General features: G+C 73.8%; 25 protein-coding genes. 14 read left to right on the top strand and 11 right to left on the bottom strand.

Annotation, left to right across the window (positions count from 1 at the left end):
• Positions 1-13: 13 nt before the first annotated feature.
• Positions 14-391: an NADH-quinone oxidoreductase subunit A gene (locus M8C11_RS21375; RefSeq protein ID WP_013473888.1), complete on the top strand. Its 378-nt coding sequence runs from the start codon at positions 14-16 to the stop codon at positions 389-391.
• An 18-nt stretch (positions 392-409) separates the two neighbouring features.
• Here M8C11_RS21375 and folP read toward each other — a convergent pair whose 3' ends face one another.
• A complete protein-coding gene (gene folP / locus M8C11_RS21370) occupies positions 410-1,279 on the bottom strand; it encodes a dihydropteroate synthase (protein ID WP_252452371.1) in 870 nt (289 codons plus the stop codon).
• A 152-nt stretch (positions 1,280-1,431) separates the two neighbouring features.
• On the opposite strand from folP, the gene M8C11_RS21365 reads away from it, so the two are divergent.
• The 4 genes from M8C11_RS21365 to M8C11_RS21350 are packed head-to-tail and all read left to right on the top strand — an operon-like array spanning position 1,432 to position 3,848.
• A complete protein-coding gene (locus M8C11_RS21365) occupies positions 1,432-2,070 on the top strand; it encodes a DivIVA domain-containing protein (RefSeq protein ID WP_252452368.1) in 639 nt (212 codons plus the stop codon).
• Positions 2,067-2,567: an SRPBCC family protein gene (locus tag M8C11_RS21360; RefSeq protein WP_120571789.1), complete on the top strand. Its 501-nt coding sequence runs from the start codon at positions 2,067-2,069 to the stop codon at positions 2,565-2,567. The genes M8C11_RS21365 and M8C11_RS21360 overlap by 4 nt, the downstream gene beginning before the upstream one ends.
• Positions 2,568-2,603: 36 nt before the next feature.
• Complete coding sequence (locus M8C11_RS21355) at positions 2,604-3,188, top strand: DNA-3-methyladenine glycosylase I (protein ID WP_162959173.1); 585 nt, start codon at positions 2,604-2,606, stop codon at positions 3,186-3,188.
• A 36-nt stretch (positions 3,189-3,224) separates the two neighbouring features.
• Positions 3,225-3,848, top strand: coding sequence for a hypothetical protein (locus M8C11_RS21350; protein ID WP_252452366.1), 624 nt, complete (start codon positions 3,225-3,227; stop codon positions 3,846-3,848).
• 22 nt (positions 3,849-3,870) lie between these two features.
• Here M8C11_RS21350 and M8C11_RS21345 read toward each other — a convergent pair whose 3' ends face one another.
• Positions 3,871-4,662: an enoyl-CoA hydratase/isomerase family protein gene (locus tag M8C11_RS21345; protein WP_252452364.1), complete on the bottom strand. Its 792-nt coding sequence runs from the start codon at positions 4,660-4,662 to the stop codon at positions 3,871-3,873.
• A gap of 3 nt (positions 4,663-4,665) precedes the next feature.
• Positions 4,666-5,484, bottom strand: coding sequence for a PaaX family transcriptional regulator C-terminal domain-containing protein (locus tag M8C11_RS21340; RefSeq protein ID WP_121685149.1), 819 nt, complete (start codon positions 5,482-5,484; stop codon positions 4,666-4,668).
• 190 nt (positions 5,485-5,674) lie between these two features.
• Here M8C11_RS21340 and M8C11_RS21335 point away from each other — a divergent pair, with 190 nt between their 5' ends.
• Positions 5,675-5,842, top strand: a complete 168-nt coding sequence (locus M8C11_RS21335) for a DUF3117 domain-containing protein (protein ID WP_013283866.1) — start codon at positions 5,675-5,677, stop codon at positions 5,840-5,842.
• Positions 5,843-5,987: 145 nt separating this feature from the next.
• The gene (locus tag M8C11_RS21330) at positions 5,988-7,484 is read left to right on the top strand and encodes a M17 family metallopeptidase (RefSeq protein WP_252452362.1); all 1,497 of its coding nucleotides are present in this window, start codon (positions 5,988-5,990) and stop codon (positions 7,482-7,484) included.
• Positions 7,485-7,513: 29 nt separating this feature from the next.
• On the opposite strand, the gene M8C11_RS21325 is transcribed toward M8C11_RS21330, so the two are convergent.
• Positions 7,514-8,164, bottom strand: a complete 651-nt coding sequence (locus M8C11_RS21325; protein WP_081636063.1) for an O-methyltransferase — start codon at positions 8,162-8,164, stop codon at positions 7,514-7,516.
• A 212-nt stretch (positions 8,165-8,376) separates the two neighbouring features.
• On the opposite strand from M8C11_RS21325, the gene M8C11_RS21320 reads away from it, so the two are divergent.
• Both M8C11_RS21320 and M8C11_RS21315 read left to right on the top strand, forming a co-directional pair.
• A complete protein-coding gene (locus M8C11_RS21320; protein ID WP_252452360.1) occupies positions 8,377-9,681 on the top strand; it encodes a S1C family serine protease in 1,305 nt (434 codons plus the stop codon).
• A 72-nt stretch (positions 9,682-9,753) separates the two neighbouring features.
• Positions 9,754-10,170: a preprotein translocase subunit TatB gene (locus M8C11_RS21315; RefSeq protein WP_252452359.1), complete on the top strand. Its 417-nt coding sequence runs from the start codon at positions 9,754-9,756 to the stop codon at positions 10,168-10,170.
• A 147-nt stretch (positions 10,171-10,317) separates the two neighbouring features.
• On the opposite strand, the gene M8C11_RS21310 is transcribed toward M8C11_RS21315, so the two are convergent.
• The 3 genes from M8C11_RS21310 to M8C11_RS21300 form a co-directional block, all read right to left on the bottom strand.
• On the bottom strand, positions 10,318-11,466 hold the full coding sequence (locus M8C11_RS21310; protein ID WP_252452358.1) for an Mrp/NBP35 family ATP-binding protein: 1,149 nt from the start codon (positions 11,464-11,466) through the stop codon (positions 10,318-10,320).
• Between the two features lie 72 nt (positions 11,467-11,538).
• Positions 11,539-12,147: a DUF1003 domain-containing protein gene (locus M8C11_RS21305; RefSeq protein ID WP_120571780.1), complete on the bottom strand. Its 609-nt coding sequence runs from the start codon at positions 12,145-12,147 to the stop codon at positions 11,539-11,541.
• On the bottom strand, positions 12,140-13,426 hold the full coding sequence (locus M8C11_RS21300) for a magnesium transporter MgtE N-terminal domain-containing protein (RefSeq protein WP_120573991.1): 1,287 nt from the start codon (positions 13,424-13,426) through the stop codon (positions 12,140-12,142). Before M8C11_RS21300 ends, M8C11_RS21305 begins: the two co-directional genes overlap by 8 nt.
• Positions 13,427-13,459: 33 nt before the next feature.
• Here M8C11_RS21300 and M8C11_RS21295 point away from each other — a divergent pair, with 33 nt between their 5' ends.
• Positions 13,460-14,329, top strand: coding sequence for a PhzF family phenazine biosynthesis protein (locus M8C11_RS21295; RefSeq protein ID WP_252452357.1), 870 nt, complete (start codon positions 13,460-13,462; stop codon positions 14,327-14,329).
• Positions 14,330-14,345: 16 nt separating this feature from the next.
• Positions 14,346-14,876 carry a hypothetical protein gene (locus M8C11_RS21290; protein WP_252452356.1) on the top strand — a complete coding sequence of 177 codons (531 nt, stop codon included), beginning with the start codon at positions 14,346-14,348 and terminating at the stop codon, positions 14,874-14,876.
• A 100-nt stretch (positions 14,877-14,976) separates the two neighbouring features.
• Here the strand turns inward: M8C11_RS21290 and M8C11_RS21285 are convergent, their stop codons facing one another.
• Positions 14,977-15,672, bottom strand: a complete 696-nt coding sequence (locus M8C11_RS21285; RefSeq protein WP_120571777.1) for an HAD family hydrolase — start codon at positions 15,670-15,672, stop codon at positions 14,977-14,979.
• Positions 15,673-15,780: 108 nt separating this feature from the next.
• Here M8C11_RS21285 and M8C11_RS21280 point away from each other — a divergent pair, with 108 nt between their 5' ends.
• Positions 15,781-16,737 (top strand): DMT family transporter, encoded by a 957-nt coding sequence (locus tag M8C11_RS21280; RefSeq protein ID WP_252452354.1) that lies wholly within the window; start codon positions 15,781-15,783, stop codon positions 16,735-16,737.
• Positions 16,738-16,854: 117 nt separating this feature from the next.
• A complete protein-coding gene (locus M8C11_RS21275) occupies positions 16,855-18,990 on the top strand; it encodes an APC family permease (RefSeq protein WP_252452351.1) in 2,136 nt (711 codons plus the stop codon).
• 3 nt (positions 18,991-18,993) lie between these two features.
• On the opposite strand, the gene M8C11_RS21270 is transcribed toward M8C11_RS21275, so the two are convergent.
• Together M8C11_RS21270 and M8C11_RS21265 are read right to left on the bottom strand one after the other, a co-directional pair.
• Complete coding sequence (locus M8C11_RS21270) at positions 18,994-19,281, bottom strand: hypothetical protein (protein ID WP_252452349.1); 288 nt, start codon at positions 19,279-19,281, stop codon at positions 18,994-18,996.
• Positions 19,282-19,299: 18 nt separating this feature from the next.
• Complete coding sequence (locus M8C11_RS21265) at positions 19,300-20,124, bottom strand: SDR family NAD(P)-dependent oxidoreductase (RefSeq protein ID WP_252452347.1); 825 nt, start codon at positions 20,122-20,124, stop codon at positions 19,300-19,302.
• Positions 20,125-20,248: 124 nt separating this feature from the next.
• Between M8C11_RS21265 and M8C11_RS21260 the strand changes: the two genes are divergently transcribed.
• Positions 20,249-21,205 (top strand): CoA ester lyase, encoded by a 957-nt coding sequence (locus tag M8C11_RS21260; protein ID WP_252452345.1) that lies wholly within the window; start codon positions 20,249-20,251, stop codon positions 21,203-21,205.
• 43 nt (positions 21,206-21,248) lie between these two features.
• Here the strand turns inward: M8C11_RS21260 and M8C11_RS21255 are convergent, their stop codons facing one another.
• On the bottom strand, positions 21,249-21,788 hold the full coding sequence (locus tag M8C11_RS21255) for a DUF4190 domain-containing protein (RefSeq protein ID WP_252452343.1): 540 nt from the start codon (positions 21,786-21,788) through the stop codon (positions 21,249-21,251).
• Positions 21,789-21,793: the final 5 nt, after the last annotated feature.

Raw genomic sequence — 21,793 nt, 5'->3', positions numbered from 1 at the left:
GTACGCTCCGGTCGTGACCGGATATCTCGGCTCGTACGCCACGCTCGGTCTGCTGCTGCTCGCCGCCGTGCTCTTCTTCGTGACGGCGTTCTCCGCGAACCGGGTGTTACGTCCGAGCCGGCCGGCCGAGCCGTGGGGCAAGCGGGCCACGTACGAGTGCGGTCTCGACCCGGTCGGCGGCGACTGGGCCCAGATGCAGATCCGCTACTACGTCTACGCGTATCTCTACGTGCTCTTCGCGGTCGAGGCGGTCTTCCTGTTCCCCTGGGCGCTGGTCTTCGACCGGCCCGGCTTCGGCGCCACCACCGTCGTGGAGATGGGCGTCTTCGTGGCGATCGTCGCGCTCGGCATCCTCTACGCCTGGCGGCGCGGCGTCCTGCGCTGGACCTGACGGCGTCGGACCGACCCGTCAGGCGAGCCCGCGCCGGGTCGCCGCCGGCGGCCGGTCGCCCCGGATCGACGCCACCATGTCCAGCACCCGCCGGGTCTCGCGGACCTGGTGGGCGCGGAACACCCGGGCGCCGAGCCAGGCCGACACCGCCGTGGCGGCGAGCGTCCCCTCCAGCCGCTCGGGCACCGGAAGGTCGAGCGTCTCGCCGATGAAGTCCTTGTTCGACAGGGCCACCAGCAGCGGCCAGCCGGTGTCGGTCAGCTCCGCCAGCCGCCGGGTGATCTCCAGGGAGTGCCGGGTGTTCTTGCCGAAGTCGTGCGCCGGGTCGATCAGGATGCCGTCCCGGCGCACACCCAGCCCGACCGCGCGTTCGGCCAGCCCGGTCACCGTGCCGACCACGTCGGCCACCACGTCGTCGAAGGCGGCCCGGTGCGGCCGGGTACGCGGGGCGAGCCCGCCCGCGTGCGAGCAGACCAGCCCGGCGCCGGTCGCCGCGGCGACCCGGGCCAGCGCCGGGTCCGCCCCCGACCAGGTGTCGTTGAGCAGGTCCGCGCCGGCCGCGACCGCCTCCACGGCCACCTCGGCACGCCAGGTGTCGATGGAGACGACCACGTCGGGGAAGGCGGACCGGACCGCGGCGATGGTGTCCACCGTCCGCCGGATCTCCTCGGCCACGTCGACCTCGTCGCCCGGCCCGGCCTTCACGCCGCCGATGTCGATGATCTCGGCGCCGTCGTCGACCGCGCGTTCCACCGCGCGCAGCGCGCTGTCCTGGGCGAAGGTGGCGCCCCGGTCGAAAAACGAGTCCGGGGTGCGGTTGACGATCGCCATCACCACCAGCTCACCGGGGCCGAACGTCCGTCCGCCCAGCCGCAACGCCCCGGTCATGCCCGCCTCCTCGCCGCCGGACCGCACCGGCCGGTCCGACGCTATCCGGTCCCGCCCGCGCGGCCCGTGCCGGTCCCGTGCGCCGGACGCATTTACGGACCGGACGTCTCGGAGGGCTCGCCCGATCCCGGCCCGCATGCCACGATCTGTGCATGGGTGAGGTTCTGCTCCTCTTGGTCGTCGCGCTGACCGTCGCGGCTGTGGTGTTCGGGGTGACGGTGCTCGTCTCCGGCAAGGATCCGGGCCTCACGCCGGCCGAGCCGGACGGGCGGGCCGTACCCCTGCCCGGCAGCCGTCCGCTCGACGAGTCGGACGTGTCCGACGTCCGCTTCGACACGGCGTTGCGCGGCTACCGGATGAGCCAGGTCGACGCGGCGCTGCGCCGGGCGGCGTACGACATCGGCTACAAGACCGAGCTGATCGGCGTCCTGGAGGCGGAGAACGCGGCCCTGCGGGACGGGCGTACCGAGGACGCCGACGCGCTGCGCCGTGCGCGCGAGGAGGCCGCCGCGACCCGCCCCGAGACCGAGCAGTCGCCCGACCCGTCCACCTCCGAGCCGGTCGTGATCGACCTGTCCGCGCCGGAGCCGCCGGCCCGCACCGGCACCGACCGGCCGGTCCGCGGCGACGCCGACGGGCAGCCGGGGCGCGCGCCGGCCGAGGCGGGCGTGGCGGAGGCTCCGGCCGCCGCGGCGACCGAGGACACCGTCTCCCCGGGGAACGGGATCGCGGCCGGGCCCGCCGACGACGACCGGGAGCGCGGTTCGGTGGTCCGCTCGGAGTCGGCGTGACCGGCACCGACCGGCCGGCCGACGACTTCACCGAGGCGTCCCGCCGCGGCGCCGCCGAGGTCACCGCCACGGTGATCGTCGACGCCCCGGCCGACCGGGTGTTCGCCGCGCTCACCGCGTGGGAGCGGCAGTCGGACTGGATCCCGCTGACCCGGGTCCGGGTGGTCGAGGGCGACGGTGGCGAGGGCAGCCTGGTCGAGGCGGTCACCGCGCTCGGTCCGGCCGTGCTCCGCGACGAGATGCGGGTGGTCCGGGTCGACGCGCCGTACGAGGTCGGCGTGGTGCACTGCGGCAAGCTGCTGCGCGGCCCCGGCGTGCTGCGCTGCACCCCGATGGACCGCGACCGCACGCAGGTGGTCTGGCACGAGTGGTTCCACCTGCCGGGCGGGCCGGCCGGCCGGGTGGCGTGGCCGGTGCTCTGGCCCGGCTCCAAGTTCAGCCTCACGCAGGCGCTGAAGAAGTTCGCCCGGCTGGTCGAGCAGGGCCGCCTGCCCTGACCGGGGTTGTCGGTGGGCTGGCCTACCGTGGACGCCGTGACTGACCTGGTGACCGGCGCCGACGGGCTGCCGCGCTGCGCGTGGGGGGCGAGCACCCCCGACTACGCCGTCTACCACGACGAGGAGTGGGGCCGGCCGCTGCGCGGCGACGACGCGCTCTACGAGCGGCTGACGCTGGAGGCGTTCCAGTCCGGCCTGTCCTGGCTGACCATCCTGCGCAAGCGGCAGGCGTTCCGGGACGCCTTCGCCGGCTTCCGGATCGACGCGGTGGCCCGCTACGGCGAGGCCGACGTGACCCGGCTGATGGCCGACGCCGGGATCGTCCGCAACCGGGCCAAGATCGAGGCGGCGATAGCGAACGCCCGGGCCGCGTCGGAGCTGCCCGAAGGGCTCTCGGCGCTGCTCTGGTCCTTCGCGCCCCCACCCCGGGCGGCACGTCCCCGGTCCTTCGCCGAGGTGCCGGCCACCAGCCCGGAGTCGGTGGCGATGGCCAAGGCGCTCAAGAAGCGGGGCTTCCGGTTCGTCGGCCCCACGACCGCCTACGCGCTGATGCAGGCCACCGGCATGGTCGACGACCACCTGGCCGACTGCCACGTGAGCGGTGACCGGGCCGGGGTGTGACGGAGCGCCCCACCTCCGGCGTGATGGGATTGGGGCATGACCGACACCGAGCCGCGTACGAGCGGGACGACAGACGGTGCGACCACGACCGGAGCCTGGGCGGTGCTGCTGCCCGCCGAGCGCTTCGAGGCCGAGCGGCTGGTGCACCACGACGCGCTGGAGTTGACCGGGCTGTCCGGGGCGGCCCGCCCCCGGTCCGGTGACCGGGTGGCGGTGCTCGTCGACGAGCCGCTGCGCCTGGTCGCCCTCGGCCGGGTCGCGCTCGCGTCGTCCGAGACCCGGGAGGACCCGGACGATCCGCAGTCCGACGCGGTGGCCGGGTCGCTCGTGGTCGCGTACACCCGGCGGGTGCTCGACGAGCCGGTGCCGGTCGACGGCCCGGCGCCGGACGGCCCGGTCGTGGCGCTCGACCCGGCCGGCTGGCGGTCGCTGGCCGACCGGCTCGGCCCGCCGCCCGCCCGCAGCACCTGGCTGGTCAGCCTGGACCTGCCGATCGAGGCCGCGTCGCGCGCCGAGGCGGTACGGATCTTCTGGTCCTACGTGCAGGAGCTGGGCCCGCGGGAGCTGCCGGCGTTCGTCTCGCCGTACGGCGACGAGCTGGCCATGCAGGCGTTCGTGCTCGGCGTCGAGGCCAACCAGGATCCGGAGGAGGACGACTGACCTCCGGGCCCGACCGGCGCGGTCAGCGGCCCTCGAAGGCCGGCTTCTGCTTGGCGACGAACGCCTTCGTGGCGGCCCGGTGGTCGGCGGTGGCGCCACAGATCGCCTGCGCCTGCGCCTCGGCGGCCAGCGCGTCGGCGAGCGTGCCCGCGTCGGCGATGGAGAGCTGGCGCTTGATCGCCCCGTAGGCGACGGTCGGGCCGGCGGCCAGCCGGGCGGCCAGTTCCTGAGCGGTGGGGAGCACCTGCTCGTCGTCGTCCACCAGCTTGGTCAGCAGGCCCAGCCGGCAGGCCTCGTCGGCGCCGACCGGCTCGGCGAGCATCAGCAGCTCGACGGCCTTGGCGTGACCGACCAGCCGGGGCAGCGTCCAGGAGGCGCCGGTGTCGGCGGCGAGGCCCACCCCGGCGAACGCCATCAGGAACCGGGTCTTCGGGCCGCCGATGCGGAAGTCGGCCAGGAACGCCAGCGAGGCGCCCGCCCCGGCGGCCATCCCGCGCACCGCGGCGACCACCGGCTTGGGCAGGTTGGCCAGCCGGGCGGCGATCGGGTTGTAGTGCGCCCGCACCGTGCCCAGCGGGTCGGCGTCCGAGGCCTCCAGCGTCCGCACGTGCTCGCGCAGGTCCTGACCGGCGCTGAACGAGCCGCCCGCGCCGGCGAGCACGACCGCCCGGCAGGACCGGTCGGTCTCCAGCTCGGCCAGGGTGTCCCGGAGCGCCTCCTTGAGCGCCACGTCGAGCGAGTTCATCGCCGTCGGGCGGTTCAGCGTCAGGGTGACGACGGCGTCGGTGCGGTCGACGAGCAGCGGCTCGGTCACGTTCTAACGACCCTTCTGTCGGGCGAGGCGGTTGCCGGCGTCGAGGCACTGCTCGACGTACCGGTCGGCGGCCGGCCGGAGCCGGGCCGCGTGCCGGTCGAAGAAGCTGGCCGCGCTGGTGCCGGGCCAGCGCTCGGGCAGCAGTGCCGGGGGCAGTTGCGGATCCCGGAACAGGAACGTACGCCATGCGTGCACGAGCCGGAACCGGGCCGCGTACGCGTCCTCGTCGCTGCTGCGCACCGTGACGCCGGAGAGCAGTGGCTTCTGCTCGGCGACGAAGCGTTCGTACGCCCGGCCGATCTCGGCCAGGTCCCAGGCACGGCGGACCACGCCCATGGCGCCCGGTGTGCCGGCCGCGTGCGCGGCGGTGAACCGCTCGTAGCGCACGCCCGCCTCGTCGAGCATCAGGTCGACGTCCTCACCCGGGCGGGTGGCCACCCAGGTGCAGTCGTCGAGCGTGCCGTAGCCGAGGAAGGCGAGGTTCGCGGCGAGCCGCTGCCGGTCCCGGCGGGACGAGGGCGCGGTGAGCACCAGGAGATCGAACCGTCCGTCCCAGCTGTGCCGCCCGGTCCGGTAGATCCGGGACGCCGCCTCGTCGAGTCGACGAGCCGCCTTCGGGGTGATCGAATATCCCGGTCCGGACGCCAGCCGGAGCGGTTCCAGCCAGCCCTGGCGAACCATCCGGGAGACCGCGGTGCGTACCGCCGGTGGGGCGATCCCGAGCGGGGCGAGCAGCTTGACCAGGGCGGCGACCGGTGCGCGGCCACCCCGGGCCCGGAGGTGGTCGCCGTACAGGTCGAAGAGTGCCGACCGTGCCTGCATGACCGCACATTGTGACAGGCCTATCCAAGATAAGCTAGATGCTGTTACATCAATGCTGCTTCGGTTTGGGTCCGGCGGTGTTCATCAGGGAAAATCGTTGGTCGAGCCTTCCGCGACGGTTGCGGATGGCGATGGCGAAGTGGCTGTGGGGCAACTCACCGACCCTGGTGTAGGTCTGAGGGGAGACAACATGGCGGCGATGAAGCCGCGGACGGGCGACGGTCCGCTGGAAGTCACCAAGGAGGGCCGGGGCATCGTCATGCGAGTCCCGCTGGAGGGTGGTGGCCGGCTCGTCGTCGAGATGACTCCCGACGAGGCCACCGCGCTCGGTGACGCGCTGAAGGCGGCCGCGGGCTGATTCGAGGAGTGTCCCGCGTGGCGTCCGCCGCGCGGGCGGTTCGTCCTACCCTGAGCCACCGGCATGCCCGGTGGCTCAGGGTCTTTCCTCTGCGGGTGCGTGGTGAAACGTGCCCGTTCAACCCATTTCGGAGGTACGGTCCAGCGTGCTGGTCATTCGTCTGGTGAGTGGGCCCGCGGGGCCTGACGCTCTCGTCCTGCCCGTCCGTCCCGGAGGGCCGGACTCGCCGGACTCCCTGATCTCGCCGGACTCCATGGCCTCGCTCGAACCCGGACTGGTCCCGACCGCCGTGCCGATCGGCGACGTCCGGGCCGAGGCCGCCGCCGTCCTGCCGGCCACCCGGCTCACCGGCGCGGCCGGTGAGGTGCGCGAACACCTGCGTCCCGGTGGCTCCCCGGCGCGGCTGTGGCTGCTGGGCGTCGGCGACGGCGAGGAGCGCGACTGGCGCACCGCCGGAGCGGCTCTCGCCCGCGCGGCGAAGGATGAGACGCAGATCACCATCGCGCTTCCCGGCGAGGCGACGGCGGCGTTGCGTGGCCTCGCCGAGGGGCTGCTGCTCGGTTCGTACCGCTTCCGCCTCACCGAGGCCGGCAAGCGGCCCGCCCTGGCCGAGGTGGCGGTGCTCGTCGACGACCCGGACGCTCTCGCCGACACGCTCGACGCCGCCCGGGCCACCGCCGAGACGACCCGGCTCGCCCGGGACCTGACCAACATGCCCTCGTCCACCAAGAACCCGGAGTGGTTCGCCGCGCAGGTGGCCGAGGCCGCGTCCGGGCGCCCCGACCTGCACCTGCGGGTACGCGGCCCGGAGGAACTGGCGGCCGAGGGCTTCGGCGGCCTGCTGGCCGTCGGCGGCGGCTCCGCGACCGGACCGCGCCTGGTGGAGCTGGACTGGCGGCCGGAGGGCGCGCGTACCCACGTGGTGCTCGTCGGCAAGGGCATCACGTTCGACACCGGCGGCATCTCGATCAAGCCGGTGCCGGCCATGAAGCTGATGCGCAAGGACATGGCCGGTGCCGCCGCGGTGATCGCCGCGACGCTCGGCGCCGCCGAACTGCGCCTGCCGGTACGGGTCACCACGCTCGCCCCGCTCGCCGAGAACATGGTCAGCGGCTCGGCGTTCCGCCCCGGTGACGTGATCCGGCACTACGGCGGGCTGACGAGCGAGAGCACCAACTCCGACGCCGAGGGCCGGCTCGTGCTCGCCGACGCGCTGGCGTACGCGGCCCGCGAGCTGAAGCCCGACCTGCTGATCGACCTGGCGACGCTCACCGGCGCGAACGCCGTCGCCCTGGGCAAGCGGCACGCCGCGCTCTACAGCGAGAACGACACGCTCGCCGCCGGGCTGCTCGACGCGATCACCGCGGCCGGCGAGCGGGCCTGGCGGATGCCGCTCGCCGACGACTACGTGGAATACCTGGCCAGCGAGATCGCCGACCTGCACAGCTCCCCGGCGCAGGGCGCCGGCTCGGTGGTCGCCGCGCTGTTCCTGCGGGAGTTCACCGGCGACCTGCGGGACCGGTGGGCGCACCTGGACATGTCCGCGCCGTCGTGGTCCGACGACACGCACGGCGAACTGGTCAAGGGCGCGACCGGCTGGGGTGTGCGCGGCCTGCTGCGCTGGCTGGGGACGCTGGACTGAGCCGGCCGTTCAGGGCACGCCGGCCTGACTCAGGCCTTCACGGCGGCCAGCAGGCCGTGGCCGACCGGCAGCAGCGCGGGCACCCAGTGCTCCGACTCGCGGATCGCCTTGATCGTCTCCCGCACGGTGACCGTCTCGACGTCCCGCGCGGCCGGGTCGCCGATCCGGCCGGCCGCCAGCGCGCCGTTGAGCGCGAGCACGCCGCCGGGGCGCAGCAGCCGCAGCGCCGCGTCCACGTACGCGGCGAAGCCGGTCGACACCGCGTCCACGAAGACCAGGTCGTAGGCGCCGTCCGCGAGCCGCGGCAGCACGTCGAGGGCCCGGCCGGTGATGATCCGGGTACGCCCCGACGGAAAGCCCGCCTCCTGGAACAGCCGCCGGGCGATGCGCTGGTACTCGACCTCGACGTCGATCGTGGTGAGCACACCGTCGGGGCGCATGCCACGCAGCAGCCACACGCCGCTCACCCCGGTGCCGGTGCCGATCTCCACCACCGCCCGGGCGTTGCCGGCGGCGGCGAGCAGCCGCAGCGCGGCACCCGACCCGGGCGTGACCGCCTCCACCCCCACCTCGTGGGCGAGGGCGCGGGCCGTGCGCAGCACGAGATCCTCGGTGACGAAAGACTCGGCGAAGTGGAGCGCCTGGGCCGTCGAACTGCCGTGACCGGCGACCGTGGCGATGGGACACCTCCGAGGGGCGGACTGGTGCGAGGGGCGGTATGCACTGTGAGCGTAGAGGCGGGCCGGTACCGGCGCAGCCGCGAGTCCGCCGTCGAGCGCTCACGGACGGCAACCCCTGACCCCGTTCGCGCCATCCGTGTAATCCTGGATGTGTCCCGCGCGTCACTGTCGTCCGGCTCCGCCGGTCGCCGGCGCGGGGCCAGCGGGACTGAGTGGGAGGCACCGACGTGACCGACGGCTGGGACTGGCGGCGGCCCGGCGGATCGCCGGCACCGGGTGGGCCGGCGTCCGGACGACCGCCGCAGGACGCCCCCGGTCAGGCGACGTCGCCGTGGTGGTCCGACGCTCTGGCCGACCCGTGGCGCGACCCGTACGCGCCCGCCGCCGTGGTGATCCCGGCGGCGCCGGCACCGGGGGCGGGGGAGCCGGAACCGGTCACCGACCCGGACCTGCCGACCCGGCCGGGGCTGCGTCAGGTGGTGCTGATTTCCCTGGTCACGGCCCTTCTCGCCGGTTCTCTCGGCAGTGCCCTGACGTACGCCTTCCTGCGCGGCGGTGACGTGCCGACGATCGGCGCGCAGACCGGCCAGGCTCCCGCGCTTGCCCAGCGCAAGCCCGAGTCACTGGCCGGGGTGGCCGAGCGGGTCCTGCCCAGCGTGGTCACGATCCGGGTGGTCAGCCTCGGCGGCACCAGCGAGGGCTCCGGCTTCGTGGTGACCGGCGAGGGCCACATCGTCACCAACGACCACGTGGTCGCCGACGGCACCGGCAAGGCCACTGTCGTGTTCAACGACGGCAGCACCGCCGCCGGCACCGTGGTCGGGCAGGATCCGGAGTCGGACCTCGCCGTGATCAAGGTCTCGCGCAGCGGGCTGACCCCGGTGCAGTTCGGCGACTCCGACGCGCTCGCCGTCGGTGACCCGGTGCTCGCCATCGGGTCGCCGTTGTCGCTCGCCAACACCGTCACCGCCGGCATCGTGAGTGCGCTGGACCGGACCATGCAGGCCGGCGAGCCGGGCGGGCCGACCCGCTACTACGCGGCGATCCAGACCGACGCCGCTGTCAACCACGGCAACTCCGGCGGCCCGCTCGTGGACGGCGCCGGGCGGGTGGTCGGGGTGAACTCGACGATCAAGTCGCTGGTGGCCGACGGGCAGGAGGCCGGCAACATCGGCCTCGCGTTCGCCATCCCGATCAACCAGGCGAAGCGGATCACCGAGGACATCATCGGCACCGGCAAGGCCCGGCGTACGGTGATCGGCGCCCAGGTGGGCGGCACCGGCGCCACGGGCGGCGGGGTACGCCTCAACGCGGTCGAGCCGGCCGGCCCGGCGGCGGCGGCCGGACTGCGTGCCGGGGACGTGGTGCTGCGGTTGGGCGGCCGTCCGATGACCGATCCGACCGACCTGGTGGCCCTGGTGCGCAAGTACGCGCCCGGTTCCGTGGTGACAGTCGAGTACCGGCGCGGGTCGGCGCGGCAGAACGCGTCGGTGACGCTCGCCGCTGATGCGAAGTGAGGACCCGTCACCCCCTCCCCGATGGGCACCTGACGTGCGTAGTCTGGCCCTGACACGGACGAGGAGGCGGCGGTGTTCGAGAACCTGAACTGGTGGGAGATCGGCGTCCTGCTGCTCCTGGCGCTGTTGATCTTCGGCGATCGGCTGCCGAACGTGATCAGCGACGGCCTCCGGATGGTCCGTAACCTGCGCAACATGGCGCGCAACGCCACCGGCGACCTGAGCCGCGAGCTGGGCACAGACATCCAGCTGGAGGATCTGCACCCCAAGGCGTTCATCCGCAAGCACCTGCTGAGCGAGGACGACGAGCAGGCGATCCGCAAGCCGCTCCAGAGCATGTACGACAACCTGCGCTCGGACGTCACAGGCGTGCACGACGAGCTGAAGGACGTCGCGAAGGCCGCCGACCTGCGCACCCCCAGCGTGGCCACCAGCACCCCCACCCCCACGCCGCCGGCCCCCCGCCCGTCCTACGACGACGCCACCTGACGCCGCCCTCTCTCTCGCCGTCGATCATGAAGTTGACGGCGCGACACGCCGGTCCGGCGACCGTCAACCTCATAATCGACGTCTGGAAAGGGGACCGCCCCTCGCGCGGAGCGGGAGGGGCGGTGGGGCGTGGTGGAGCGGTAAGGGTCAGCGGCCGGCGGGCTTGAGGCCGAGGGGCTTGCCGAGGAGGGACTCGCGGCGGACCGCGAGGCGGTCGGCGACCTGGAACAGGGCCTTCGCGGCCGGCGCGTCCGGCTGCGTCAGCACGATCGGCTGACCGGCGTCGCCGCCCTCGCGTACCCGGGTGTCCAGCGGGATCTGCCCCAGCACCGGCACCTGCGCGCCGATGGTCCGGGTCAGCGACTCGGCCACCGCCGCGCCGCCGCCGGCCCCGAAGACCTCCATCCGGGAGCCGTCCGGCATCTCCAGCCAGGACATGTTCTCGATGACGCCGACCACCCGCTGGTGGGTCTGCAACGAGATCGCACCGGCCCGCTCGGCCACCTCGGCGGCGGCCGCCTGCGGCGTGGTGACGACCAGGATCTCCGCGTTCGGCAGCAACTGGGCCACCGAGATCGCGATGTCGCCGGTGCCCGGCGGCAGGTCGAGCAGCAGGACGTCCAGGTCACCCCAGTAGACGTCGGCGAGGAACTGCTGAAGCGCCCGGTGCAGCATCGGCCCGCGCCAGACCACGGCGGCGTTGCCGGGGGTGAACATGCCGATCGAGATGACCTTCACGCCGTGCGACTGCGGCGGCATGATCATGTCCTCGACGCGGGTCGGCGCGCCGTCCGCGCCGAGCATCCGGGGCACCGAGTGGCCGTAGATGTCCGCGTCCACCACACCCACCGACAGGCCACGGGACGCGAGCGCGGCGGCCAGGTTGACGGTGACGCTGGACTTGCCGACACCGCCCTTGCCGCTGGCGACCGCGTAGACCCGGGTCCGCGAGCCCGGCTGGGCGAACGGGATCACCGGCTCGGCGGTGGCACCGCCACCGCGCAGCTTCGACTGCAGCTCCTGGCGCTGCTCCGGGCTCATCACCCCGAAGATGATCTCCACACCGCTCACGCCGGGTACCGCGCCCACGGCGGCGGTGATGTCACTGCGCAGCTTGTCCTTCAGCGGGCAGCCGGCCACGGTGAGCAGCAGCTCCACCCGGACCACGCCGTCCTCGCCGCGCTCGGCGGACTGGACCATGCCGAGTTCGGTGATCGGCCGGCGGATCTCCGGGTCGTTGACGGTGGCCAGGGCGGCCTGGATCGCGTCGGAGACGGTGCTGACGGGTGCAGACATGCCCGCAATGCTACGTCGCGGGTCATCGGCCACCGCCGCTGGCGGGGGCGGTGTGAGCGATTCGATGACCGCTCAGCCCTCGTAGCGGCCGCCCCGGGCGTAGTCGCCGTCCAGCTCGTCCCGGGGCTCGTCCAGCCGCTCGCCGCCGGCCGCCCGCCGGGCCCCCCGCTCCTGCTGCCGCCGCTCCAGCTTGCGCCGCCGCTCGGCCGCCTCGTCCAGCTCCTCACCGAGCCGGCTCAGCTCCGACCGGAGGAAGTCCCGGGTCGCCACCTCACCCATCGCGATCCGCAACGCGGCGATCTCCCGGGCCAGGTACTCCGTGTCCGCCTTCTGCATTGTCGCCCGCCGCCGGTCCTCCTCCATCGCGATCCGGTCCCGGTCCGCCTGCCGGTTCTGCGCGAGCAGGATCAACGGCGCCGCGTACGACGCCTGGAGCGAGAGGATCAAGGTCAGGAACGTGAAGGTGTACGGGTCGAAGCGCAGATTCGCCGGGGCCAGCGTGTTCCACAGGAACCACGCCACCAGGATCAGCGTCATGTAGACGAGGAAGTTCGCCGTACCCATGCCCCGGGCGATGCCCTCGGCCCAGCGGCCGAACGTCTCCGCGTCGACCCGGGGCAGTTGCAGGTTCCGCGGGGCGCGCGGCTGGTCCAGCCGGTCGCCTCGTCGCTGATCACTCATCGTCGCCGTCCATGGTGCCGTCGTCGGTGGCGGACGAGGGGAATGCCGCGTCCCGGTCCCGCCAGTCCCGCGGCAGGGAATGGTCCAGCACGTCGTCCACCGTCACCGCGCCGACGAGCCGGTTGTTCCGGTCCACCACCGGCATGCCGACCATGTCGTAGGTGGCCATCCGGCGGGTGATCTCGGGCAGCGGCGTCGACGCCCGCAGCGGGTCGATGTCGTTGACCACGATGCCGCCGAGCAGATCCGCCGGAGGCTCGCGGAGCAACCGCTGGAAGTGCACCATACCCAGGTAGCGGCCGGTGGGCGTGGTCAGCGGGGCACGGGCCACGAAGACCTGGGCGGCCACCGTGGGGGACAGCTGCGCCTCGCGGATCCGGGCCAGCGCCTCGGCCACCGTGGCGTCCGGCGGCAGGATCACCGGCTCCGAGGTCATCACGCTGCCGGCGGTGCCGGACGCGTAGCGCAGCAACTGGCGTACCGGGTCGGCCTCGTCCGGCTCCATCAGGTCGAGCAGCACGTCCTGCTCCGGCGGGGGCAGCTCGTTGAGCAGGTCGGCGGCGTCGTCCGGCTCCATCTCCTCCAGCACGTCGGCGGCGCGCTGACGGTCCAGCGCGGCCAGGATCTCCACCTGGTCGTGCTCGGGCAGCTCACTGAGCACGTCGGCCAGACGTTCGTCGTCGAGCGCGGCGGCCACCTCGTTGCGCCGGGCGTCGGGCAGGTCCTGGAGGGCGTTGGCGAGGTCGGCCGGGCGCAGGTCCTCCAGGACGGCGAGCAGGTTCGCCGTACCCCGGTTGTCGCCGACCGCGCCCAGGCCGTGCACCCGGTCCCACTCGACCTGGTGGAGGTGGCCGCGCCGGGTGAGCCGGCCGGTGTGCTCGCGGACGGCGACGCGGCCCAGCGTCCACTCGCCGCCGCGGCTGCACTCCATGGCCACGTCCACCACGGAACCGGCCTGCCCGCCTTCGACCTGGACCCGGCGGTCGAGCAGTTCCTGGAGCACCAGCAGCTCGTTCGGGCGCTTCTCGAAGCGGCGCAGGTTGAGAGTGCCGCTGCCGAGCACGACGCCGTCCGGATCGATGGAGGTGATCCGGTTGATGGACAGGAAGATGCGCCGCCGCATCGGCATCTCGGCGACCAGGCCGACCACCTCCGGCGGGCGCTGGGTCGCGCGCATCCGCGCCACCGCGTCCCGGACGCGGCCGACCTGGTCGCCGTTCGGGTCGAAAACGGCGACTCCGGCGAGTCGAGCGAGGTAGACCCGGTTCGGCGTGCTCACGGGCACCAGCCTAAGGGCCTACTCTCTAACAGCATGTCGACCTTGGGCTACGAGATCGTGGACGTCTTCACCGACCGCCCGTTCGCCGGCAACCCGCTGGCCGTGGTGTTCGGCGCGGAAGGGCTGGCCACCGAGCAGATGCAGGCGCTCGCGCTGGAGTTCAACCTGTCCGAGACGGTCTTCGTGCTCCCGCCGACACAGGTGGGCGCCACCTACCGGGCCCGGATCTTCACCCCGGCCGACGAGCTGCCGTTCGCCGGGCACCCGAGCGTCGGCGCCGCCGTGACCGCGAGCCGCCGCGGCGTCTTCGGCGCGGGCCGGGTCACCCAGGAGTGCGGCGCCGGCGTCCTGCCGATCGAGGTGACCGCCACCGGCGCGACGCTCACCGGCGGCACGCCCACGCTCGGCCCGGAACTCGACCCGGAGCCGCTGCTGGAGATGGTCGGCCTCACCGGCCCCGACCACGTCGGCCCGCCACCGCGGGTCGCCGGGTGCGGCCTCGAATTCCCCTATCTTCCGGTACGCCCGGACGCGGTGGCCCGGGCACGGTTGAACACGACGGCGGCGCAGCGGTACGGAGTGGAGCACGTCAGCCTCTTCTCCTGGGAGCCCGGTTCGCAAACCGCGCACGCCCGGGTCTTCGTGCCGGGACTCGGCGTACCGGAGGACCCGGCGACCGGCTCCGCCGCCCTGGGACTGGGCGTGTGGCTGATCGCCAGCGGCCTGCTCCCCGGCGAGGGGCGCTCCACGTACACGGTCCGGCAGGGCATCGAGATCAACCGCCCGTCGACGCTCGACTGCACGGTGACCGCGTCCGGCGGCCTGGCGATGGGCGCGACAGTGTCCGGCCAGGTCATGCCGGTGGCCCGGGGCGAGATCACCGTCCCCCCGTTCATCGGCTGACCGCGGCCCGGGCGGGATGGGGGAGGATGGCGGGGTGAGCGACGAGGTGGACGAGCGGGTGACGCCGCCCCTGGTGGACGAGGCGGTGAAGAAGGCCGCCGTGTGCTGGGTGAGCACCGGCGGCCCGGCGTACGCGCTGTGGTGCCTGCCGCTGGAGGGCACCCTGCTCGTGGTCACCGGTCCCGGCGAGCAGACCGCATCCGGGCTGGCCGACAGCGACACGGCCGACGTGACGCTGCGCGGCGACCACGGCGGGCGGATCGTCACCTGGCCGGCGCGGGTGACCCGGCTGCGACCGGGCACCGAGGAGTGGGACAGCGTCGCGCCGCTGGTCGCGGCGAAGCGGCTCAACGCCTCCGGCTCCGCCGCCGAGCTGGTGCAGCGGTGGGCGGCGCAGGGGTGCGCGCTCAACCGGCTCACGCCCGCCGGCACCGCCGTGAGCGGCGCCGACCTGCCGGACGGCTCGCTGAGCGAGCAGCCCCGCCCGGCCCCCGTGGTACGGGCCGTCCGCAAGCCGTTCCGCCTGCACCGCGTCCGCCGCCGCTGACCGCGAACCCGTCGGCGCCAGGCGGTCGACGCCATGCGGATCGGTCGCCGCAGGCGGAGTCGGTTCAGTCCGACGGGCCGGCCGCGTTCGACGAGCCGGGTCAGGCCACCGGGACCGGGTCGAGCAGGTCGAGCACCTCTGTCAGCGAGGTGAGCGACGGCCCGTCGAACCCGTGGTCGGCGTTGAGGACCACGTGGTCGGCGAGATCCGGCGCGGCCAGCCGGACCGCGCTCAGCCCCGCCCGCTCCGCGCCGGTGAGTTCCTGGCTGTCGCCGTCGCCGACGTAGAGGCAGTCGGCCGGGGCCTGGCCGAGCCGGTAACACGCGGCCAGGTAGAGCGCCGGGTCCGGCTTGCAGCGTCCGAGGCGTACCGAGAAGACATGGGCGTCCAGCAGCGGCGCGACGGCGAGCTGCGGCAGGAACGCCGGTAGTTCGTGCGTGCAGTCGCTGACCAGCCCGGTGCGTACGCCCCGGTGGCGCAACGCGGCCAGCACCGGCACCGCCTCGGCACGCAGCCGGGTGTCGGCGCGGACCGCCCGGTGCCGGGTGGCGACGGCGGCGCGTACCGCCGCGTCGGACGGGTGGACGCCGAGCCGGGCGCACACCCAGCGCATCGTCGACTCGGCGTTCCCGAAGGATCCGCTCGCCCGTTCGTAGAAGCTGCCGTTCAACACCTCCACCAGCGCCTCGGCGGAGCAGCCGAGCAGGTCGGCGGTGGCGTGGTGGGCGGCTCCGCGCCGTACGCCGTGGGTGAGGGTGCCGAAGAAGTCGAACAGCACCGCCTGGAACCTGGGCATGAGGGAACGCCTCCGGACGTCGAGGGGGAGGATCGCCGGGACGCGCATGATCGTAACGGAGTGCTGACGTTCCGTGTCTGCCGGGTGCCCGTGTGAGGATTACCGTTCGTGCCGACCGTTCCGCATCGCCCGCCGCTCGACGCGTTGACGGTGGGCGCGCTCGCCCTGGCCGTCGCCTCGGTCTCGTCCTCGGCGCCGCTCGTGGCGTTCGCCGCCGCGTCGGCGCTGGCGGTGGCGTTCTGGCGTACCGCGTTGTCGGTGGCGGTCCTCGGGCCGGTCGCGTTGACCAGGCGGCGCGCCGAACTCCGCGCGCTGACCGTCGGGCCGGGCCGGCGCGAGGGGCTCTACTGCGTACTCTCCGGGGTCGCCCTGGCCGCCCACTTCGCCACCTGGATGCCGAGCGCGCAGCTCACCTCGGTGGCGGCCGCGACCGCGCTCGGCGCGACGCAGCCGGTGTGGCAGGGGCTGATCGCCCGCGGGCAGGGACGGCGGCTGCCGACGGCGGTGTGGGCCGGCATCGCGGTGGCGGTGCTCGGCGCGGTGCTCGCCACCGGCGCCGACTTCGGCGTCTCCGGCCGGGCGTTCGCCGGTGACCTGCTGGCGGTGGTCGGCGGCCTGTTCGCGGCCGTCTACACCGCGTTCGGCGAGCGGGCCCGGGCCAGCATCAGCACCACCACCTACACCACCGTCTGCTACGGCGTCTGCGCGGCGATCCTGCTCGTGGTGTGCCTGGTCGGCGGGGTACGCCTGCACGGCTTCGACGGCGCGACCTGGCTGGCGATCCTCGGCCTGGTGGCGGGCGCCCAACTGCTCGGCCACTCGATGTTCAACTACGCGCTGCACCGGGTCTCCGCGACCACCGTCAGCGTGCTGATCCTGCTGGAGGCGCCGGGCGCGGCGCTGATCGGCTGGGTGTGGCTGGGGCAGTTGCCCCGGCCGCTGGCGCTGCCGGGCCTGGCGCTGCTGCTGGCCGGCGTGGCGGTGGTGGTGCTCGGCGGCGCGCGGGCCGGCCGCCGCGCCGCGCCGGTCGCGGCGCCGGCCGACCCGACGCCGCTCGGCGACTGAACGACGCGGCCCTCGCGCGCGAGCGCGGCCGTCGAGCATCAGCGGGCCGCCGCCGGTCGGGGCGAAGTCGCGCCGTTCCGGCCACCGGGCCGTCCGGTTTGCACGAAAGTGCTCAGGGTGGGGTCGGACCGGGACGACGCGGCGGAGGCGGGCACCGTCGTCACGCCCTCGGCCGAGTTCCCGCCGCTCGGCGACGAGGAACGGGTCGCGCTCGGCCGGATCGGTGAGCGCTGGCGCGGCCCGCGCCGCGCCGACGACCTGCCGGTCGACCCGGCGCTCGGGCGGCACGACCAGCACCCGGCGCCCACCCGGTTCGGCCGGCTCGCGCCGATCGACATGTTCACAGTGGCGCAGCCGGACGAGCTGGTCGCCACCGGCGCCGCCGACCTGCCCGCCGGCCGGGCCGGCCGGGCCGCCACCCGGCTGCGCCGGGCCCTGATCGGGCCGCCGCTGTCCAGCGCGTCGGTGCTCTACGAGCGGATGCGCAAGCTGGTCGCGCTGCCGGTGCTCTCCTCGGACCTGCTCAGTTCCGTGGCGTACGGGCCGGAGGCGATGCTCGTGGTGCTGGTGCTGGCCGGGAGCGCCGCGCTCGGGCTGGCCCTGCCGCTGGCCGCCGTGCTGGTGGTGCTGATGGTCGCGGTCGGCCTCTCCTACCGGCAGACCATCCCGGCCTACCCGCACGGCGCGGGCTCCTACATCGTCGCGGGCGACAACCTCGGGCGTACGCCGGGACTCGCCGCCGCGGCCGGGCTGATGCTCGACTACGTGCTGACCGTGTCCGTGTCGGTGGCGGCCGGGGTGCACGCGGTCACCTCGGCGCTACCCGGGCTCAGCCCGTGGGCGGTGCCGCTCGGGGTGCTGGTGATCGTCGTGCTGCTCGCCGGCAACCTGCGCGGCGTACGCACCGCGGGGAACATCTTCGTGCTGCCCACGTACGCCTTCGTGGTGGTGCTGGTCGCGGTGCTGGCGGTCGGGTACGCGAAGGCCGCGGCGCGGGGTTTCGCGCCGGTGCCGCCGCCCTCGGTGCCCGCCGCCGAGGGCCTGGGCCTGCTGCTGGTGCTGCGGGCGTTCTCCTCCGGCGCGGTGTCGATGACCGGCATCGAGGCGGTCTCCAACGCGGTGCCTGCGTTCCGGCCGACCGAGTGGCGCAACGCCCGCACCACGCTCGGCTGGATGGTCGCCATGCTGGTCACGCTGTTCGCCGGCCTGGTCGGGCTGATCCACCTCGACGGCCTGGTGCCCCGGGCGGACGAGACGCTGCTGTCCCAGCTCGGCCGGGTGACGTTCCCGAGCGGGCCCTGGTACGCGATCCTCCAGGCCACCACCGCGTTGATCCTGCTGCTGGCCGCGAACACGGCGTTCAACGACTTCCCCCGGCTGCTGTTCTTCATGGCCCGGGACGGGTATGCGCCGCGCCGGTTCCTGCACATGGGCGACCGGCTGGCGTTCAGCAACGGGCTGGTGGCGCTGGCGCTGACCGCCGCGGTGGTGTTCGTGGCGTTCGGCGGGCACACCGAGCGGCTGATCCCGCTCTACGCGGTGGGCGTGTTCCTCGCCTTCACGCTGTCCCAGACCGGGATGGTGGTGCACTGGCGGCGCCGCCGGGGGCCGGGATGGCGCCGCCGGCTCGCCGTCAACGCGGTCGGCGCGGCGCTGTCCGGGCTGGTGCTGCTGACCGCGGCGGTCGCCAAGTTCACCGAGGGCGCCTGGGTGGTGGTGGTCGCCGTGCCGCTGCTGGTGCTGCTGTTCCGCCGGATCCACGGGCACTACGCCCGGCTGCACCACGCGCTGGCGCTGCACCCGCCGCCACCCGCGCCGCCCGCCGAGGGCGACGAGCTGCCCCAGCAGGTACGCCACCTGGTGGTCGTGCCGGTGGCCCGGCTGAACCGGGCGTCGCTGCGCGCGCTGGCGTACGCGACGTCACTCGGGCGGCCGACGCTCGCCGTGCACCTCGCGCCGGAGGAGGCCGAGGCGGACCGGTTCCGCGAGCAGTGGCGGGCCTGGGGCGACCACCTGCGGCTGGAGACGATCGTGTCGCCGTACCGGTCGGTGATCGGGCCGCTGGCGCACTACCTGGAGGCGCTGCACGCCGCGAGCCCGGACCTGACGCTCACCGTGATCGTGCCGGAGGTGGTGCTGCGCCGGCGGCGGTACCGGCTGCTGCACAGCCGCGCCGAGCAGCGGCTACGGGTCGCGTTGCGCGCGCTGCCCGGCGTGGTGGTCACGAGCGTCCCGGTGCACGTGTCGCGGTGACGCTCAGACGTCGCGTACCTCGAGCACGCGGGTGACAGGCGCGGTGTCGCCCAACTCGGCGCGCAGCGCGACCCGCTCCGGGTCGACCAGGAACGCGTCGAGCCCGGCGCGGGCGGCGAACCGGATCACATGCACCTCGGTCTTCCCGTCGCCGGTGCGCAACCGGCGTTCCAACCGGCCGCCGTGCCGGCCGAGCAGCGCCAGCACCGCGTCCTCGTACCGCCGGCCGGCGTCCACGTCGGCGCTCAGGTCGACGAGCGCGACCAGCAGGACTTCTTGCTCCGCGGTCATGTGTCCCCCCGGGTGTCGTCAGGCGTCGATGCCGACCGCTTTCGCGCTGGCCGTCCAGAGCCGGGCGGCCAGCGCCGGGTCGGCCGCCTTGGGCCGGGGCCGGTGCGGCTTGCGGTCGGCGTAGTAGCCGCCGTCGGTCAACCGGGACGGGTCCTGGCAGGCGAGCCAGACCAGCGTCTCCGCACCCTTCTCCGGGCTCCGGAACGGCAGCAGCCGCATGCCCAGCGCCACGATCCGGCTCTCGTTGCCGAAGCGGGTGCGCACCACGCCGGGGTGGAACACGTGCGCCGGCACCTCCGGCCAGCGCCGGGCCGCCTCGGCGGTGAACAGGATGTTCGCCTGCTTGCTGGTGCCGTACGCGCGGAACGGCCGGTACGAGCGCAGCGCGGAATTGAGGTCGTCCGGGTCGAGCACGCCGCTGCGGTGCGCGTCCGAGCCGGTGACCACCATCCGCCGGATCCGGTCTCGCAGCAGGTTGCTGAGCAGGAACGGGGCGAGGTGGTTGGCCTGCATGCTCAGTTCGAAACCGTCGACCGTGGTGATCGGTTCCAGCACGATCGCGCCCGCGTTGTTGGCGAGCACGTCGATCCGGTCGTACCGCTCGCGCAGCCGTTCGGCGAGCCCGCGTACGTCGTCGAGCACCGCGAAGTCGGCGCGGAACAGCTCCGGCTGTTCGCCGCAGCACTCGCGGACCCGCTCGCCCGCGGCGCGGAGCCGGGCCGGGTCGCGGCCGACCAGCACCACCTGGTCACCGCGGCGCGCCAGTTCCTCCGCGGCGGCCAGGCCGATGCCGGAGCTCGCCCCGGTCAGCACCACGATCCGACGCTCAGTGAGATCTTCCACAGGTCCATTCACCCCGGTCACGGCACGAGGTTACCGTGGCGTCACCACGCCCTTTGGGATCGTTAAGTTCTCGAAATCCACCGCTGCGCCGGCACCCGCGCCGGACGCTGGAAGGAGCGCACCCATGACCGCTGTCGGTCGTCCCCGCCGATCCTGCCTGGCGGTGCCCGGCTCCAGCGTCAAGATGCTCGGCAAGGCCCAGGGCCTCCCCGCCGACCAGGTCTTCCTGGACCTGGAGGACGCGGTCGCGCCGCTGGCCAAGCCGGACGCGCGCAAGAACATCGTGGCGACGCTGAACGAGGGCGACTGGGCCGGCAAGACCCGGGTGGTCCGGGTGAACGACCTGACCACGCCGTGGACCTACCGGGACGTCATCGAGGTGGTCGAGGGCGCCGGGGCGAACCTGGACTGCATCATGCTGCCGAAGGTGCAGAACGCCGAGCAGGTGCACTGGCTGGACCTGCTGCTCACCCAGATCGAGAAGACGCTCGGCCTGGAGGTGGGCCGGATCGGCATCGAGGCGCAGATCGAGAACGCGGCCGGGCTGGTGAACGTGGACGCCATCGCCGACGCCTCGCCCCGGGTCGAGACGATCATCTTCGGCCCGGCCGACTTCATGGCCTCGATCAACATGAAGTCGCTGGTGGTCGGCGCGCTGATCCCGGACTACCCGGGCGACCCGTACCACTACATCCTGATGCGCATTCTGATGGCCGCGCGGATGCACGACAAGCAGGCCATCGACGGCCCGTTCCTGCAGATCCGGGACGTGGACGCGTTCCGCGAGGTGGCGAAGCGCTCGGCGGCGCTGGGCTTCGACGGCAAGTGGGTGCTGCACCCCGGCCAGATCGACGCCGCGAACGAGGTCTACTCCCCGGCGCAGGCCGACTACGACCACGCCGAGCTGATCCTCGACGCGTACGACTACTACACCTCGGAGGCGGGCGGGAAGCTCGGCGCGGTGATGCTCGGCGACGAGATGATCGACGAGGCGTCCCGCAAGATGGCGCTGGTGATCGCCGCGAAGGGCCGGGCCGCCGGCATGTCCCGTACCTCTTCGTTCACGCCGCCCGCGTCCTGACCGCGCGCCGGGCCGCCTCCCTGCCGGGGGCGGCCCGATCGCGTCAGTAGCTGCTGGTGCTGGCGTTGCTGGCGCCGACCGCGATCACGATCATCACGATGTAGAAGATGATCACGGCGAGCATCAATGCGGTCATGATCCAGCCCACGATGATGCCCGCCAGGGCCATGCCGTCGCCCTCTTCACCGGTCTCCCGGATCTGCTTGCGGGCGACGTGGCCCATGATCGCGCCGATCGGCGCGGTGATGCCGCACGAGGCGAAGCCGACCAGCGACAGCACCAGCGCCACGATGGCGAGCGTGTTCGTGCGGGCCGCCGGCATGGCGTAGCCGGGATATGCGCCGGGCGGAGGGTAGGCGCCCGGACCCGGATAGCCCGGCATCGGCGCCGCGTACTGCTCGCCGCCGGGCGGGGGATAGGGCGACTTCGCTCCCGCGTACGGGTCGGCGCCCGGTGCATACGGGTCCGCGACCGGCGCGTACGGGTCGGCCGGACCCGGCTGACTCGGCACGGCCGGCGGGCTCGACTGCGGTCCGGCCGCCAACGGGTCCTGCCAGCCACCGGACGGTGGGGGATAGGTCATCTGAT

Source organism: Micromonospora sp. CPM1, from assembly GCF_023896895.1.
Classification (GTDB): domain Bacteria; phylum Actinomycetota; class Actinomycetes; order Mycobacteriales; family Micromonosporaceae; genus Micromonospora; species Micromonospora tulbaghiae.
The sequence above is the reverse complement of the archived record's forward strand: the minus strand, read 5'-3'. Positions and strand labels throughout refer to the sequence as shown.